Here is a 14,009-nt window from a genome sequence, read left to right on the forward strand (position 1 = left end):
GCAGGCCCCGCCGCCCCGCCGTCGTCGTCGGGGCGGGGTGGGAGGATCGGGCCATGAGCGACGCCGCAGAGATCCCACCCGGCCGCCCGGGCCTCCCGGCCGGCGGCACCCGGCTGGCCGACCTCGCCGACGAGCTGGAGGTCATCTCCCGGGTCTACGAGCGCCGGTTCGGCGTGGAGCGCACCGACGACTGGCTGGTGCTCAAGCTGCAGGAGGAGCTGGGCGAGCTCGTGCAGGCCTACCTGGCCCGCTCCGGGCGCTCGCGGGACCGCGACGGCGACCCGGAGGCCGCGTTCCGCACCGAGGTCGCCGACGTGCTGGCCCAGCTGCTGCTCGTGGCGCGGCGGTTCGGCGTCGACCTCGACGCCGAGCTCGAGCGCAAGTGGTTCCGGTGGCGCCACCTCGTCGAGCCGCAGGACCTCGTCGAGCCGGGCGCCGCGGGGGTGCGCGCGTGATCGTCGGCGTGGGCATCGACGTGGTCGACGTCGACCGGTTCATGGCGACGCTGGAGCGCACGCCGCGGCTGCGGGAGCGGCTGTTCACGCCCGAGGAGCGGGACCTGCCCGCGTCGTCCCTGGCCGCCCGGTTCGCGGCCAAGGAGGCGATCGCCAAGGCGCTCGGGGCCCCCGGCGACCTGCGCTGGCACGACGCGACCGTGCACCGCGTGCTCGGGGGGCCGCCGCGCGTCGAGCTGCGCGGCACCGTGCAGGCGCGCGCCGAGGAGCTGGGCGTCACGTCGTGGCACCTGTCGATCTCCCACGACGCGGGGATCGCGTCGGCGATGGTGGTGGCGGAGAGGTGACGCGGTGCGGGGGGTGGGCCCCGCCGGCTCGAATGATTCGGTCGCTGCGCTCCCTCGGCTCTCGCCGACGGCGCCCACCCCCGCACCGCTCGCGTGGTGACGGGGCGGTGCGCTCCCGCGGCTCTTGCACCCCGCACCGCTCGACTGGCCGGCGGGACGGCGACGGCCCGGGACGCTGGGCGTCCCGGGCCGTCGTCGTCCGTGGTGCGGTGGGTCAGTCCTGGAGCTCCGGGATGACCCGGCGCTGGAAGAGCTCGATCTGGTCGCGGTCGCCCGCGGCGTTCGGGAAGTACGTGATCGTGTAGCCGAGGCCCTGGTCCTTGAGCCCCTGGAGCGTCTCGGTGATCTGCTCCGGCGTGCCCACCAGCGGGCCGCCCCGCCACGACTCGATCTGGCCGTCGGCGTGCTCGGGCGTGTGCTTGCGGTAGTGCGCCTCGATCCAGGCGAGCCGGTCGTCGACCTCGGCCTGGTTCTCGCCGATCACCACGTTGTAGTTGGCGGAACGGGTGATCTCGTCGAGGTCGCGGCCGACGTCCTTGCAGTGCTGGGCCAGGATCTCCGACTTGTGCGCGAAGCCCTCGGGCGAGCCGTCGAAGTTGGTGTACTGGGCGTGCTGCGCGGCGATGCGCAGCGTCTTCTTCTCGCCGCCGCCGGCGATCCACAGCGGGATGCTCGGCACGTCGGCGCCGCCGTCGCCCACGGGCAGCTGCTGCAGCGGCTGCGGGTAGCACAGGGCGCCGTCCACCTGGTAGCGCTGGCCCTCGAACGTGCCCGAGGACCCGGTGCGCCACATGCTCGCCATGATCTGCACGCCCTCGTCCAGGGCACGCAGCCGCTCGCCGGCGGACGGGAAGCCGTAGCCGTACGCGCGCCACTCGTGCTCGTACCAGCCGCCGCCGATGCCCATCTCGACGCGGCCGCCCGAGACGTGGTCCACGGTCGAGGCGACCTTCGCCAGGTAGGTGGGCTCGCGGTAGGACATGCAGGTGCACATCTGGCCCAGGCGCACGCGCTGGGAGGCCGCCGCGAACGCCGCCATCAGCGTCCACGCCTCGTGCGTCGCCTCGGTGCTGTGCACCGGGGTGGTGTGGAAGTGGTCGTAGACCCACACGGACTCCCAGGCGAAGGGTCCGCCCGGGACGGCCTCGCCGGCCGCCGCGTTGTCCGCGTAGTGGAGGAGAGACAGCATCGTCTTCCAGTGGTCGCCCGGCTCGACGTCCGTGAGGTCGAAGCGCCATCCCTGGGGGATGAAGAGTCCGAATCGCATGGGCGCAGCGTATGCCCGCACGTCAGCGCGTGCCCGGCCACCCGCCGCCTGCCACAGTGGTCCCCATGATCGAGGCCTGGGACTCCGGTGCGGTGCGCGCCGCCGAGCGGCCGCTGCTGGACACGGGCGTTCCCCTCATGGAGCGCGCGGCGTTCGCGCTGGCCGTGGTGGTGGTGCGCGACGTCGCGCGGCGCCGCGCGACGCCGGGGATCGACGGCGAGCTCGCCGACGGGCCGGTCCGGGGCGCCCGCGCTGTGCTGCTCGTCGGCGCCGGCAACAACGGCGGCGACGCCCTGCACGCCGGCGCGCACCTGGCGGTGCGCGGGATGGCGGTCACCGCGCTGCTGGTCGACGCCCGGGCGCACGCCGGCGGGCTGGCCGCCCTGCGCCGCGCCGGCGGACGGGTGGTGCCGCTGCACGAGCCCGCGGGGCGCCGGCGGTGGGACGCCGTGCTCGACGACGTCGCGGCGGCCGACGTCGTGCTCGACGGCCTCGTGGGCATCGGCGCCCAGGGGCCGCTGCGCGGCCTCGCGGCCGAGCTCGTCGCCGGCCTGCGCGAGCGCCTCGGCGGCGATGACGACCGCGGCGGCGCCGGTGGTGGCGGCGCCGGTGGTGGCGGTGGCGGTGGTCGGCCGTGGGTCGTGGCCGTCGACGCCCCGTCCGGGATCGGCGTCGACGACGGCACCGTGCCCGGCCCGGTGCTGCCCGCCGACCGCACCGTGACCTTCGGCGCCGCCAAGCCGGGCCTGCTCCTGCCGCCCGCGACCCACCTCACGGGCCGCGGCGCCGTCGTCGACCTGGGGCTCGACCTGCCCGCGGCGGGCGCCGCCGTCGCGCGCCTCGAGGACGCCGACGTCGCCCGGGCCTGGCCCGTGCCGGGCCCGACCGACCACAAGTACACCCGCGGCGTCGTCGGCGTGGTCGCGGGGACCGCCACGTACCCGGGCGCGGCGGTGCTGGCGAGCTCCGCCGCCGTGCACGCGGGCGCGGGCATGGTCCGCTACCTGGGGCCGGAGGCGGTGGGCCGGGCCGTGGTCGCCGCGCGGCCCGAGGTCGTCACGGCGACGGGGCGGGTGCAGGCCTGGGTGCTGGGCTCCGGCCTGCCGGCCGAGGGGCCCGACGACGGCCAGCGCGGGCGGGCGCGCGCGGCGCTCGCCGCCGCGACGGGCGCGGACGAGCCGTCGGACGGAGGCGGTCACGGCCCCGTGCCGGTCGTCGCCGACGCCGGGGCGCTGGGGCTGCTGGACGCGCCGTGCCCGCCGTGGGTCGTGGTCACCCCGCACGCGGGGGAGCTGGCGACGCTGCTGTCCGCCCGCGGGGAGGACGTCGAGCGGGCCGACGTCGAGGCCGAGCCGCTGCGCTGGGCGCGCCGGGCGCACGAGCTCCTCGGGGCGACGGTGCTGCTCAAGGGCGGCGCCACCGTCGTCGTCGGACCCGGTGGGGCGTACGCGCAGGCCGACGCGCCCGGCTGGCTCGCCACGGCGGGCGCCGGGGACGTGCTCGCCGGCCTGCTCGGCACGATGCTCGCCGGGCGCTCGGCCGAGGTGGTGGCGCGCCCGGAGCGCGCCGCCGAGGTCGCCGCCGCGGCGGCGCTGGTGCACGGCCGGGCCGCGGAGCGGGCGAACCCCGGCGGGCCGGTCGCCGCGCTCGACGTCGCCGGGGCGCTGCCCGCGACGGTGGCGGGCCTGCTCGCCCTGCGCTGAGGCGGGGGCCCGCCGCGTCAGCGCGGCAGGTGCGCCTCGATCTCGGCGAGGATCGCCGGGTCGTCGGGCACCGTCGTCGGCGCGTACCGGCGCACCTGCCCGCCGGGCAGGACGAGGAACTTCTCGAAGTTCCACCGGACGCGACCGCTGTGCCCGCCGGCGTCCGGCGTCCGCTTCAGGGCCTCGAACAGCGGGTGTGCCTGGCGGCCGTTGACGCGCACCTTCGACACCACGGGGAACGTCACGCCGTACGTCGTCGAGCAGAACTCGGCGATCTTGTCGTCAGTGCTCAGCTCCTGCAGGAACTGGTTGCTCGGGAAGCCGATCACGGTGAAGCCCCGGTCGGCGTACTTCTCCTGCAGCTGCTCGAGCGCGGCGTACTGCGGCGTCAGGCCGCAGCGCGAGGCCACGTTGACCACGAGGACGACGTCGTCGCGGTGCTCGGCGAGCGTGGCGGTGGTGCCGTCCATGCGCTCGAACGGGATCTCGTAGAGGTCGGCCATGGCCCCATCCTGCCCGGCGGGCTGCCGGGGCGACAGCGCGGGCGGGGGCCGGAGCGGCAGGGCGACCGGCGGGGGCGGGGAGAATGGGCCGGTGCCCTTCCATCCGCTGCCCGTGCGCGACGGGCTCAACCCGACGCGGCTCGTGCTGCCGCACGACCCGGCGTCGGTGGCCCGGTGGGGCACCGCGCTGGCGTACCTGCTCGAGCGGTTCCCGGACGACGCCGACCGCCTGCGCGAGAAGGTCGCGGCGGGGGAGGTGGTCACCGGCGCGGGGCAGCCGGTCGACGAGCGCACCCCCTACGAGCCGCGCGGGTTCCTGTTCCTCTATCGCGACCCGCCGCCCGACGAGCCGCCCGCCCCGGCGCTCGCGGAGATCGCGGTGCTGCACCGCGACCGCGACCTGCTCGTCGTCGACAAGCCGCACCTCGTGGCCACGATGCCGCGCGGGCGGTGGGTGACCCGGACCCTGCTGGTGCACCTGCGCCGCGAGCTCGACCTGCCCGAGCTCGCCCCGGCGCACCGCCTCGACCGGCCGACGGCGGGCGTGCTGGTGCTCACCGTGCGCCCGCAGGTGCGCGGCGCCTACCAGGAGCTGTTCGCCCGGCGCCAGGTGCGCAAGGTCTACGAGGCCGTCGCCCCGCTGCCCGGCGACGGGCGCGCGTTCCCGACGACGGTGCGCAGCCGCATCGTCAAGCACCGGGGGACGGCCCCGGCCCAGGAGGAGCCGGGGGAGCCGAACGCCGTGTCGCTGGTCGACCTCGTCGCCCGCGACGACGCGCGCGGGCTCGGCCTGTACCGGCTCGAGCCGCACACCGGCAAGACGCACCAGCTGCGCCTGCACATGGCCTCCCTCGGGCTGCCGATCCTGCACGACCCGTTCTGGCCGGTCCTGCGGCCCGACGCCCCCGACGACCCCGAGCGCCCGCTGCAGCTGCTCGCGCGGTCGCTGGCGTTCACCGACCCGCTCAGCGGGGCGCCGCGGCGCTTCGAGTCCCGCCGCACGCTGCGCGAGTGGCGACGGTGAGACAATCGGGCCCGTGACCTCCGCGACGCCGACGCCCCTCGCGTTCCCGGCCGACTACCCGGCGCGCGCCGTCGTCGACCTCGAGGCGGTCCGCGACAACGTCCGCGCCCTCGTCGGCCACGCCGCCGGCGCGGCGGTGATGGCCGTGGTCAAGGCCGACGCCTACGGCCACGGTCTGGTGCCGTCGGCCCGGGCGGCGCTCGCGGGCGGCGCCACGTGGCTGGGGGTCGCCCAGGCGTCCGAGGCGCTCGCGCTGCGCGCCGCCGGCATCGGCCCGGACCGGGCGCGCGTCCTCACCTGGCTGCACGCCCCCGGGGCCCCGTTCGAGCGCCTCCTGGCCGCCGACGTCGACGTGTCGGTCGCCGCCGCCTGGGCGCTCGACGCCGTGGCGGACGCCGCCCGCGCCACCGGCCGCACCGCGCGGGTCCACCTGAAGATCGACTCCGGCCTCGGGCGCAACGGCATCGTGCCCGCCGACTGGCCCGACGCCGTCGCCCGCGCCGCCGCGCTGCAGGCCGAGGGCCTCGTCGAGGTGGTGGGCGTGTGGTCGCACCTGGCCTTCGCCGACGAGCCGGGCCACCCGTCCCTCGACGCGCAGGCGGACGCCTTCGACGACGCGGTGCGCGCCGCCGAGGCGGGCGGCCTCACGGTCGCGCTGCGGCACATCGCGGCGTCGGCGGCGACGCTCACGGCCCCGCGGCTGCGCTACGACCTCGTGCGCCCGGGCCTGGCGGTCTTCGGCCTGTCGCCCGCGCCGCAGGCGGGCACCCCCGGCGACTTCGGCCTGCGCCCCGCGATGACGCTGCAGGCGCGGCTGGCCACGGTCAAGCGGGTGCCCGGCGGCCACGGGGTGTCGTACTCGCACCAGTACACGACGCCGCAGGAGACGACCCTCGGCGTCGTGCCCCTCGGCTACGCCGACGGCATCCCGCGCCACGCGTCCGGCGGCCGCGTCGGCGTCGGCGGTCCCGTCTACGTCGGCGGGCCCGCGACGGCGGGCCTCGGCCCGGCCGCGGGCGGCACGCCCGACGACGGCGGCCGCGTGGTGCGCGTCGCGGGCCGCGTGTGCATGGACCAGGTGGTGCTCGACCTCGGCCCGTACGCGACCGAGCGGGCCGGCGACGTGGTGACGCTCTTCGGCCAGAGCGACGGCCTGGAGCACGCCGCCGCCGTGCCGAGCGCCGAGGACTGGGCGCAGGCCGCGGGCACCATCAGCTACGAGATCGTCACCCGGCTGGGCGTGCGCGTGCCGCGCACCTACGTGGGCGCGCACGTGCTGGACGAGGACCCGGCGCCGGCGGCCGGGACGCAGACGCAGGAACCGGCGGCGGCCGGGGGCGGGGCCCCTCGCGGTCCGGCGCGGTCGCCGCAGACGACGCAGTGGGAGGAAGCGACGTGGTCGTGAGCTCGACCGAGGCGCGGGTGGACCTGCCCGACGCCGCCACGACGAAGGCGCTGGGCGCCGCCCTGGCCGGGGTGCTGCGCGCGGGCGACCTGGTGATCCTCACCGGGGACCTCGGGGCCGGCAAGACGACCCTCACCCAGGGGCTCGGCCAGGCGCTGAACGTGCGCGGCCAGGTGGCCTCGCCCACGTTCATCGTGGCCCGCGAGCACGAGGCGCTGCCCCGCGAGGACGGCACCCGCGGCCCCGGCCTGGTGCACGTGGACGCCTACCGGCTCGGGTCGCTCGGCGAGCTCGACGCCCTGGACCTCGACTCCTCGCTGGACGAGTCGGTCACCGTGGTCGAGTGGGGCCGGGGCCTGGCCGAGGCGCTCACGGAGGACCGGCTCGAGGTGGACCTCGAGCGGCCGCACGGCGGCGAGGTCGACATGGCGGACCCGTCGGCCGGGGTGCGCCGCGCCACCCTGCGCGGCGTCGGCGAGCGGTGGGCCGCCGTCGACCTCGCGGGCCTGGTGGCGGGGCTCGTCCCGTCCGCCGAGAACTAGGCTGGGCACCGTGGCAGTCCTCTCCGTCGACACCTCCGCCGCCGTCGCCGTCGCCGTGGTCTCCGAGACCGGCGAGCGCCTGGCGGCCCGCAGCGTGGACGAGCGGCGCCGGCACGCCGAGTCCCTCGCGCCGCTGGTCACCGCCGTCCTCGCCGACGCCGGCACCGACCGCACGGCGCTGACCGCCGTCGTCGCCGGCACCGGCCCGGCGCCGTTCACCGGCCTGCGCGCCGGGCTGGTCACCGCCCGCACGCTCGCGCTGGCCCTCGGCGTCCCCGTGCTGGGCGTGCCCAGCCTCGACGCGCTCGCCGTGCAGGCGGTGGCCGACCTCGGCCTGGCGCCCGACGACGAGGTCCTCGTCGCGGCGGACGCGCGCCGCAAGGAGGTCTACTGGGCCCGCTACCGGGTGGTGTCCCACGAGTCCACGCACGGCGTGCCGGTCGTGCGGGCCGTGGCCGGGCCGGACGTCGCGAAGGCCGCCCAGGTCGCCGAGCGGCTCGAGGACCGGCCGGCGGCCGGCCGGCTCGCGGTCGTCGGCGAGGGCGCGTCGCTGTACGCCGACGTGCTCGGCCTGGACGAGGACGCGCCGCTGCTGCCGGACCCCGTCGTGCTCGCGCGCGTGGCGCTGCAGCGTCGCGACGCGGGGCACGAGCTGCCCGCCGAGCCGCTGTACCTGCGCCGCCCGGACGTCCACGAGCCGGCCGGCGGCCCACGCGTGGTGCCCGCCACGGGCGCCGTGGCCGGCTGACGGGCGCACCGTGGCACAGCCGGCGGTGGCTGCGACGGTGGGAGGCGGCGAGGTGCGGCTGCGGGACCTGCGGCACGACGACTTCGACCGCGTGCTGGAGCTCGAGCGCCTGCTGTTCGGCGCGGGCGCCTGGACGTACGGCATGCTCGCCGACGAGCTCGCCGCGCTCGGGCGCTGGTACGTGGTGGCCGAGGCCGACCGCACGGACGACCCCACGCTGGCGCCGGGGCGGCGGCGGGTGGTCGGCTACGCCGGGCTCTGGTTCGACGGCGACGTGACCCAGGTGATGACGATCGGCGTCGACCCCGGCTGGCAGCGCCACGGCATCGGGCGGGCGCTGATGGAGGCGCTGGTCGCGAGGTCGCGGGCGCTCGGCGCGGCGGCGGTGCTGCTCGAGGTGCGGGTCGACAACGCGCCCGCCCTGACGATGTACGAGGCGTTCGGGTTCGAGCGCATCGGCCTGCGCAAGCGCTACTACCAGCCCGAGGACAAGGACGCGTACACGATGCGCCTGCTCCTCGGCCCCGTGGGGGAGGCGCCCGCATGACCGTCCCCGCCGACCGAGGCGTCCCGCAGGACACCGACCGCGCCGCCGTCCTCGTCACCGTGGACGAGCTCGCCGCCGACCTGCGCCTGTCCGGCACCGACCCGGCCGACGGCGCCCCCGTGCTGCTCGACGTGCGCTGGGCGCTGGGGCAGACCGACGGCCAGGAGCGGTACCTGGCGGGCCACCTGCCGGGCGCGGCCTACGTCGACCTCGAGACGGAGCTGGCCGCGCCGGCCTCGCCCCAGGCGGGCCGCCACCCCCTGCCCAGCGCCGCCCAGCTCCAGGGCGCCGCCCGGCGCTGGGGCGTGCGTGCGGGCTCCCGGGTGGTCGTGTACGACGCCGTCGGCGGCACGTCCGCGGCCCGCGCGTGGTGGCTGCTGCGGTATTTCGGGGTCAAGGACGTCCGGCTGCTCGACGGCGGCCTGGACGCGTGGGCGGCCCGCGGCCTGCCGCTCGAGGTGGGCGAGGTGGTCCCCGAGCGGGGCGACGTCGTCGTGCGCCCCGGCCACCTGCCGGTGCTGGACGCCGACGAGGCCGCGGAGGTCGCCGCCGACGGCGTGCTGCTCGACGCGCGGGCGGCCGAGCGGTACCGCGGCGAGGTGGAGCCGGTCGACCCGCGCGCCGGCCACGTGCCCGGGGCGCTCTCCGCGCCGACCACCGAGAACCTCGGTGCGGACCGCACGTTCCTGCCGACCGCGGCGCTGCGCGAGCGGTTCGCCGCGCTCGGCGTGCGGCCCGGCGCCGGCCGGCCGGTGGGGGTCTACTGCGGCTCGGGCGTCACGGCGAGCCACGAGGTCCTGGCGCTGGCCGCGGTCGGCGTGACCGCGGCGCTGTACACGGGGTCGTGGTCGCAGTGGTCGGCCGACCCGTCGCGCCCCGCGGCCACCGGCGCCCGCCCCTGACGGCAGGTTGTGGGTACAGAACACGCCGTGCGGATCGCGATACGCACGGCGTGTTCTGTACCCACAACGGTGGGGCGGGTGAGGTCAGAGGACCTCGGCGACCTGCTCGAAGCCCAGGCGCGGCAGGCGCGGGTGCGGGGTGCCGTCGCCCTCGGCCTGGCCCACGTTGACCACGAGGAACGACTTCCAGCCGGACTCGGCGAAGAACTCGCCGTCGACGCCGTCGAAGTCCATGCCGTTCATCGGGCCGGCCGCCAGGCCCACGGCGCGCAGGGCGAGGACGAGGTAGCCCGCCTGCAGCAGCGCGTTGGTGCGGGCCATGCCCTCGCGCACCTCGGCGGCCGGCGCGAGCTGGTCCTTGATGCCCGGGTAGACGGGGAAGAGCACGTCGAGGTGCTCGTGGAAGGCGGGGTCGGCGGCGAGCACGAGGGAGGCCGGGGCGGCCTCGACCTTGGCCTTGTTGCCGTCGGCCATGTGGGCGACCAGGCGCTGCTTCGCCTCGGGGGAGCGGACGACGAGCAAGCGCAGGGGCAGCGTGTTCATCGCGGTCGGGCCGAACTTGGCCAGGTCCCAGGCGGCGGCGACCTGCCCGTCGGTGACCTCGCCGGCGGTCCAGCTCGTGGTGGTGCGGGCGGTGCGGAACAGCAGGTCCGCGACCTCGTCGGAGACGGCGAGGGCGGGGGCGGAGAGCGTCTCGGTCATGCCTGCGGGAACACGCCGCTCGCCGGAGGTGATTCCTCCTTCAACGGTGACGATCGCCACAACGGTTGCCCGAGAGGATCGTCCTCCCGGCGCGCGTGCCGCGCCGCGCGTCCCCGCCGGCGGGCGGGTGGGGGACAATGGGGGCATGGCTTCCGGTGACCCCCTCGTCCTCGGCATCGAGACCTCCTGCGACGAGACGGGCGTCGCGCTGGTGCGCGGGAACGAGCTGCTCGTGGACGCGACGGCGAGCTCGATGGACGAGCACGCCCGCTACGGCGGCATCATCCCCGAGGTCGCCAGCCGCGCCCACCTCGAGGCGATGGTCCCCACGATCTCCAAGGCGCTCGGCCAGGCCGACGTCGACCTGTCCGAGGTCGACGCGATCGCCGTGACCGCGGGCCCCGGGCTGGTGGGCCCGCTGACCATCGGCACGTCCGCCGCCAAGGCGCTGGCGGTGGGCCTGAACAAGCCGCTGTACGGCGTCAACCACGTCATCGGGCACGCCGCCGTCGACCAGCTCGTCGACGGCGAGTTCCCCGAGCGCGTCATGGCGCTCGTCGTCTCGGGCGGGCACTCCTCGCTGCTGCTCGTCGACGACGTCGCCACGCGGGTCACCGAGCTGGGCTCCACGCTCGACGACGCGGCGGGGGAGGCGTTCGACAAGGTCGGCCGCCTGCTCGGCCTGCCGTACCCGGGCGGCCCGCACATCGACCGCCTGGCGCGCGAGGGCGACCCCGAGGCGATCCGCTTCCCGCGCGGCCTCACCGCGGCCAAGGACCAGGAGAAGCACGCCTACGACTTCTCGTTCTCCGGGCTGAAGACCGCCGTGGCCCGCTGGGTCGAGGCGTGCCGCGACGCCGGCCGCGAGGTGCCCGTGGCGGACGTCGCGGCGTCCTTCGCGGCCGCCGTCGTCGACGTGCTCACCGCCAAGACCATCGCGGCGTGCCACCGGCACGAGGTGGACACCCTGGTGGTGGGCGGCGGCTTCTCCGCCAACAGCCAGCTGCGCGAGCTCGCCGCCAAGCGGTGCGCCGAGGCCGGGATCGAGCTGCGCATCCCGCCGATCCGGTACTGCACCGACAACGGCGCGATGATCGCGGCCCTGGGCTCCGCCGTCGTGCGCGCCGGTGTGGCGCCGTCGACCCTCGACTTCGGCGTCGACTCGCAGATGCCGCTGACGACCGTCAGCCTCTGACCCACCGCCTCTGTGTCTCGGCAGGTCAGGCCACGGGGAGGGGGTGCCCGGCGCGCATCTCCTCCACGAGCCGGGCGACGACCGCCTCCAGGCCGTCCTGCCCGCCGCCGTGCGCGGCCGCGACCGCGCGCTGGCGCTGGTAGGACGCCCCGCGCTCGAGGATGTCCAGCACGCCGCGCAGCTCCTCGGTGCAGCCGAGCCGCTCGGCGACCGGCGCCAGCTCGTCGACCAGCCGCCGCACGGCGTCGGTGACGAGCTCCTCGTTGCCCTCGTCGTCCAGGATGATGATCGCGTCCATGCCGTAGCGCGCGGCGCGCCACTTGTTCTCCTGCACGTACCACTGCGGCATGGTGGGCAGCGCCCGGCCCTCGTCGATCATGGTCGACAGGTGCTCGACCAGGCAGTGCGTCAGGGCCGCGAGGGCCAGCAGCTCGGCGAGGTTGGAGACGCCGTCGCACACGCGCACCTCGATGGTGCCGAAGCGCGGCGACGGGCGCAGGTCCCACCGCACCTCGTCGAACCCGTCGATGACGCCGGTGCGCACCATGTCGTCGACGTACCGCTCGAGCTCCTCCCAGCGCTCGAACTGGTACGGCAGCCCGGCGGTGGGCAGCTGCTGGAAGAGCAGGGCGCGCATCGAGGCGTAGCCGGTGTCGCTGCCGTCGAAGAACGGCGACGACGCGCTCAGCGCCTGCAGGTGCGGGTAGTACACCAGCAGGCTGCGCACGATCGGCAGCACCTTGTCCCGGTCCTCGACGCCGACGTGCACGTGCACGCCGTAGATGAGCAGCTGGCGGCCCCACATCTGCGCACGGTCGATGATCGTCTGGTAGCGCTGCTTGGCGGTGACCTTCTGCGTCACCCACCGCGTGAACGGGTGCGTCCCCGCGCACATGAGCTCCACGCGCATCGCGTCGGTGACGCCGCGGACCTCCTCGGCCGCGCGCTCCAGGTCGCGGCCCGCCTCGCCGACGGTGCGGCACACCCCGCTCACCAGCTCGACGGTGTTGCGCAGGAACTCCGGGTGCACGCGCGGGTGCGGCGAGCCGTCGGGGGTCGCGAGCCGCTCGACGACGGTGGGGCCCACCTGTCGCATGTCGCCCGAGTCGGCGTCGACGAGGGCGAGCTCCCACTCCAGTCCCACCGTCGAGCGCCGCGAGGCGGCGAAGTCCAGCACCATGCGCTCATGCTCACACGTCCCGGGGCCCCGGCGCGTGCCGGGCGCGCGGCGGGCGCCGCGGACCGCCGGCACCGGTCCGGTGCCGGCGCGTCGCCGGCGCGTCGTGGGCGCGGTCGTCAGCCGAGCGGCTCGACGACGAGCACGTGCTGGGCGCCGCCCACCCGCGTGAGCACCAGCGTCGCCTCGGCGTCGCCCTTGAGAGACAGCTGGGAGCGCAGCTGCTCGGGCGTGACGGCGGTGCCGCGCTTCTTGATCGTCAGCCGCCCGACACCGCGCTCGCGCAGGTACGCCTTGAGCCGCTTGAGGCCGAACGGCATGACGTCGAGCACGCGGTAGCCGGTCGCCACGGGCGCCCGCCCGGTGGCCGGGTCGACGGCGGCGGCGGGCGCCGGCGCGTCGGTGGTGACATAGGCGATGGTGCGGTCCAGGAGGCGGCCGCCCAGCTCCGCCGCCGCCTGTGCCACCAGGCCGGCGCGCACGACCGCGCCGTCCGGCTCGTACAGGTAGTGGCCGACCGGGCCCACCTCGGGCGGCGGTTCGTGGCCGACGCCCGCGAGGTCGCCGGCCGCGTCGCCCGACCGCAGCGTGCGCGCCAGCGTGCGCGCCTCGCCGTCCTCGCCCGTCACCGTGCGCAGCACGAGCGCCGAGCGCCCGGGCCCGGCCGGGGCGAGCGGGCCGAACCACAGCCCGGCCTCGACGACGTCGCCGTCCACGGAGACCCACTGCGTCTCGGCGTCGGCGGGCAGCCCCTGGTGCGCGATGCCCGGCCCGACCTTGATGCCGAGGGCGGGGACCTGCTCGCGCAGCGCCCAGACGGCGTCGAGCGGCGGCGCGTAGGCCTTCGGGTCGAACACCCGCTTGCCGCCACGGGTGCGGCGCGCGGGGTCGGCGTAGACGCCGTCGACCCCCTCGGCGGCGAGGTCGAGCGCCAGCCCGTCCCCGTGGCGCACCTCGGCCTCGGGGAAGTGGCGCAGGTTCACCGTCGCGATCGCCGCGGTGATCTCGTCGACGTCGGTGGCGAGCACGCCCAGCCCGACGCCGGCGAACGCCAGCGCGTCCGCCCCGATGCCGCTCGTGAGGTCCGCGACCCTGGTGACGCCGGCCTCGAGGTAGCGCCGCGCGTGCAGCGCGGCGACGACCAGCCGGGTGGCCTGCTCGACGCCGTCGGGCGTGAAGAGCATGCCGTCGGCGAAGCCGCCGAGCTTGGCGCGCGCCTTGGCCCGCAGCCGCGACTGCGTGAGCGCGGCGGCGGCGAGGTCGGGGTCGACGCCCGCCTCCCGCAGGCGCATGGCCAGAGCCATCGCGCGCTGCTCGTCGTACGGGGGCAGCGAGCCGAGCAGGGCCCAGCCGTCCGGGCTGAGCAGCTTGCTCAGGGTCGAGGCGTCCACCCGTCCATGGTCCCAGACGGCGCGCACGGGCCCGGACGGGGCGCCGCGGGACGGACCTTGGCACTCGACTTGTCAGAGTGCTAACGGCGCTCCTAGATTGG

At 76.7% G+C, this 14,009-nt stretch carries 15 protein-coding genes; 10 read left to right on the top strand and 5 right to left on the bottom strand.

The window, feature by feature from the left end:
- The first annotated feature begins 53 nt into the window (after nt 1-53).
- Nucleotides 54-455: a pyrophosphatase gene (locus tag U5M74_RS13655; RefSeq protein WP_410909481.1), complete on the top strand. Its 402-nt coding sequence runs from the start codon at nt 54-56 to the stop codon at nt 453-455.
- The gene (locus tag U5M74_RS13660; protein ID WP_069982072.1) at nt 452-802 is read left to right on the top strand and encodes a holo-ACP synthase; all 351 of its coding nucleotides are present in this window, start codon (nt 452-454) and stop codon (nt 800-802) included. Before U5M74_RS13655 ends, U5M74_RS13660 begins: the two co-directional genes overlap by 4 nt.
- 214 nt (nt 803-1,016) lie before the next feature.
- Here the strand turns inward: U5M74_RS13660 and U5M74_RS13665 are convergent, their stop codons facing one another.
- Nucleotides 1,017-2,069, bottom strand: a complete 1,053-nt coding sequence (locus U5M74_RS13665) for a TIGR03560 family F420-dependent LLM class oxidoreductase (RefSeq protein ID WP_410909482.1) — start codon at nt 2,067-2,069, stop codon at nt 1,017-1,019.
- A 65-nt stretch (nt 2,070-2,134) separates the two neighbouring features.
- Between U5M74_RS13665 and U5M74_RS13670 the strand changes: the two genes are divergently transcribed.
- On the top strand, nt 2,135-3,772 hold the full coding sequence (locus U5M74_RS13670; RefSeq protein WP_410909483.1) for a bifunctional ADP-dependent NAD(P)H-hydrate dehydratase/NAD(P)H-hydrate epimerase: 1,638 nt from the start codon (nt 2,135-2,137) through the stop codon (nt 3,770-3,772).
- Between the two features lie 17 nt (nt 3,773-3,789).
- Here the strand turns inward: U5M74_RS13670 and U5M74_RS13675 are convergent, their stop codons facing one another.
- A complete protein-coding gene (locus tag U5M74_RS13675; protein WP_410909484.1) occupies nt 3,790-4,275 on the bottom strand; it encodes a glutathione peroxidase in 486 nt (161 codons plus the stop codon).
- A gap of 91 nt (nt 4,276-4,366) precedes the next feature.
- On the opposite strand from U5M74_RS13675, the gene U5M74_RS13680 reads away from it, so the two are divergent.
- Genes U5M74_RS13680 through U5M74_RS13705 form a run of 6 tightly spaced genes read left to right on the top strand, consistent with a single transcriptional unit; the run spans nt 4,367 to nt 9,443 of the window.
- Nucleotides 4,367-5,299: a pseudouridine synthase gene (locus U5M74_RS13680; protein WP_410909485.1), complete on the top strand. Its 933-nt coding sequence runs from the start codon at nt 4,367-4,369 to the stop codon at nt 5,297-5,299.
- A gap of 13 nt (nt 5,300-5,312) precedes the next feature.
- Complete coding sequence (gene alr / locus U5M74_RS13685; RefSeq protein ID WP_410909486.1) at nt 5,313-6,704, top strand: alanine racemase; 1,392 nt, start codon at nt 5,313-5,315, stop codon at nt 6,702-6,704.
- Nucleotides 6,695-7,246, top strand: a complete 552-nt coding sequence (gene tsaE / locus U5M74_RS13690) for a tRNA (adenosine(37)-N6)-threonylcarbamoyltransferase complex ATPase subunit type 1 TsaE (protein WP_410909487.1) — start codon at nt 6,695-6,697, stop codon at nt 7,244-7,246. The genes alr and tsaE overlap by 10 nt, the downstream gene beginning before the upstream one ends.
- Before the next feature lie 10 nt (nt 7,247-7,256).
- Nucleotides 7,257-7,994 carry a tRNA (adenosine(37)-N6)-threonylcarbamoyltransferase complex dimerization subunit type 1 TsaB gene (gene tsaB / locus U5M74_RS13695; protein WP_410909488.1) on the top strand — a complete coding sequence of 246 codons (738 nt, stop codon included), beginning with the start codon at nt 7,257-7,259 and terminating at the stop codon, nt 7,992-7,994.
- 25 nt (nt 7,995-8,019) lie between these two features.
- Entirely contained in the window at nt 8,020-8,541 is a 522-nt protein-coding gene (gene rimI / locus U5M74_RS13700) for a ribosomal protein S18-alanine N-acetyltransferase (protein ID WP_410909489.1), read from the top strand.
- Nucleotides 8,538-9,443 (top strand): sulfurtransferase, encoded by a 906-nt coding sequence (locus tag U5M74_RS13705; RefSeq protein WP_410909490.1) that lies wholly within the window; start codon nt 8,538-8,540, stop codon nt 9,441-9,443. The genes rimI and U5M74_RS13705 overlap by 4 nt, the downstream gene beginning before the upstream one ends.
- An 84-nt stretch (nt 9,444-9,527) precedes the next feature.
- Here the strand turns inward: U5M74_RS13705 and U5M74_RS13710 are convergent, their stop codons facing one another.
- A complete protein-coding gene (locus U5M74_RS13710; RefSeq protein WP_410909491.1) occupies nt 9,528-10,145 on the bottom strand; it encodes a malonic semialdehyde reductase in 618 nt (205 codons plus the stop codon).
- Nucleotides 10,146-10,290: 145 nt separating this feature from the next.
- On the opposite strand from U5M74_RS13710, the gene tsaD reads away from it, so the two are divergent.
- Entirely contained in the window at nt 10,291-11,340 is a 1,050-nt protein-coding gene (gene tsaD / locus U5M74_RS13715) for a tRNA (adenosine(37)-N6)-threonylcarbamoyltransferase complex transferase subunit TsaD (protein WP_410909492.1), read from the top strand.
- Between the two features lie 25 nt (nt 11,341-11,365).
- Here tsaD and U5M74_RS13720 read toward each other — a convergent pair whose 3' ends face one another.
- Together U5M74_RS13720 and U5M74_RS13725 are read right to left on the bottom strand one after the other, a co-directional pair.
- Entirely contained in the window at nt 11,366-12,520 is a 1,155-nt protein-coding gene (locus tag U5M74_RS13720) for a glutamate--cysteine ligase (RefSeq protein ID WP_410909493.1), read from the bottom strand.
- A gap of 116 nt (nt 12,521-12,636) precedes the next feature.
- Nucleotides 12,637-13,908: a THUMP-like domain-containing protein gene (locus U5M74_RS13725; protein ID WP_410909494.1), complete on the bottom strand. Its 1,272-nt coding sequence runs from the start codon at nt 13,906-13,908 to the stop codon at nt 12,637-12,639.
- Nucleotides 13,909-14,009 lie beyond the last annotated feature (101 nt).

Source organism: Puerhibacterium sp. TATVAM-FAB25 (assembly GCF_046535855.1).
GTDB lineage: Bacteria > Actinomycetota > Actinomycetes > Actinomycetales > Cellulomonadaceae > Puerhibacterium > Puerhibacterium variabilis_A.

Coding starts and splice junctions, on each gene's coding strand:
- U5M74_RS13720 (WP_410909493.1), bottom strand. CDS start 12,520: ATGGTGCTGGACTTCGCCGCCTCGCGGCGCTCGACGGTGGGACTGGAG.
- U5M74_RS13710 (WP_410909491.1), bottom strand. CDS start 10,145: ATGACCGAGACGCTCTCCGCCCCCGCCCTCGCCGTCTCCGACGAGGTC.
- U5M74_RS13675 (WP_410909484.1), bottom strand. CDS start 4,275: ATGGCCGACCTCTACGAGATCCCGTTCGAGCGCATGGACGGCACCACC.
- tsaD (WP_410909492.1), top strand. CDS start 10,291: ATGGCTTCCGGTGACCCCCTCGTCCTCGGCATCGAGACCTCCTGCGAC.
- U5M74_RS13705 (WP_410909490.1), top strand. CDS start 8,538: ATGACCGTCCCCGCCGACCGAGGCGTCCCGCAGGACACCGACCGCGCC.
- U5M74_RS13655 (WP_410909481.1), top strand. CDS start 54: ATGAGCGACGCCGCAGAGATCCCACCCGGCCGCCCGGGCCTCCCGGCC.
- U5M74_RS13665 (WP_410909482.1), bottom strand. CDS start 2,069: ATGCGATTCGGACTCTTCATCCCCCAGGGATGGCGCTTCGACCTCACG.
- U5M74_RS13670 (WP_410909483.1), top strand. CDS start 2,135: ATGATCGAGGCCTGGGACTCCGGTGCGGTGCGCGCCGCCGAGCGGCCG.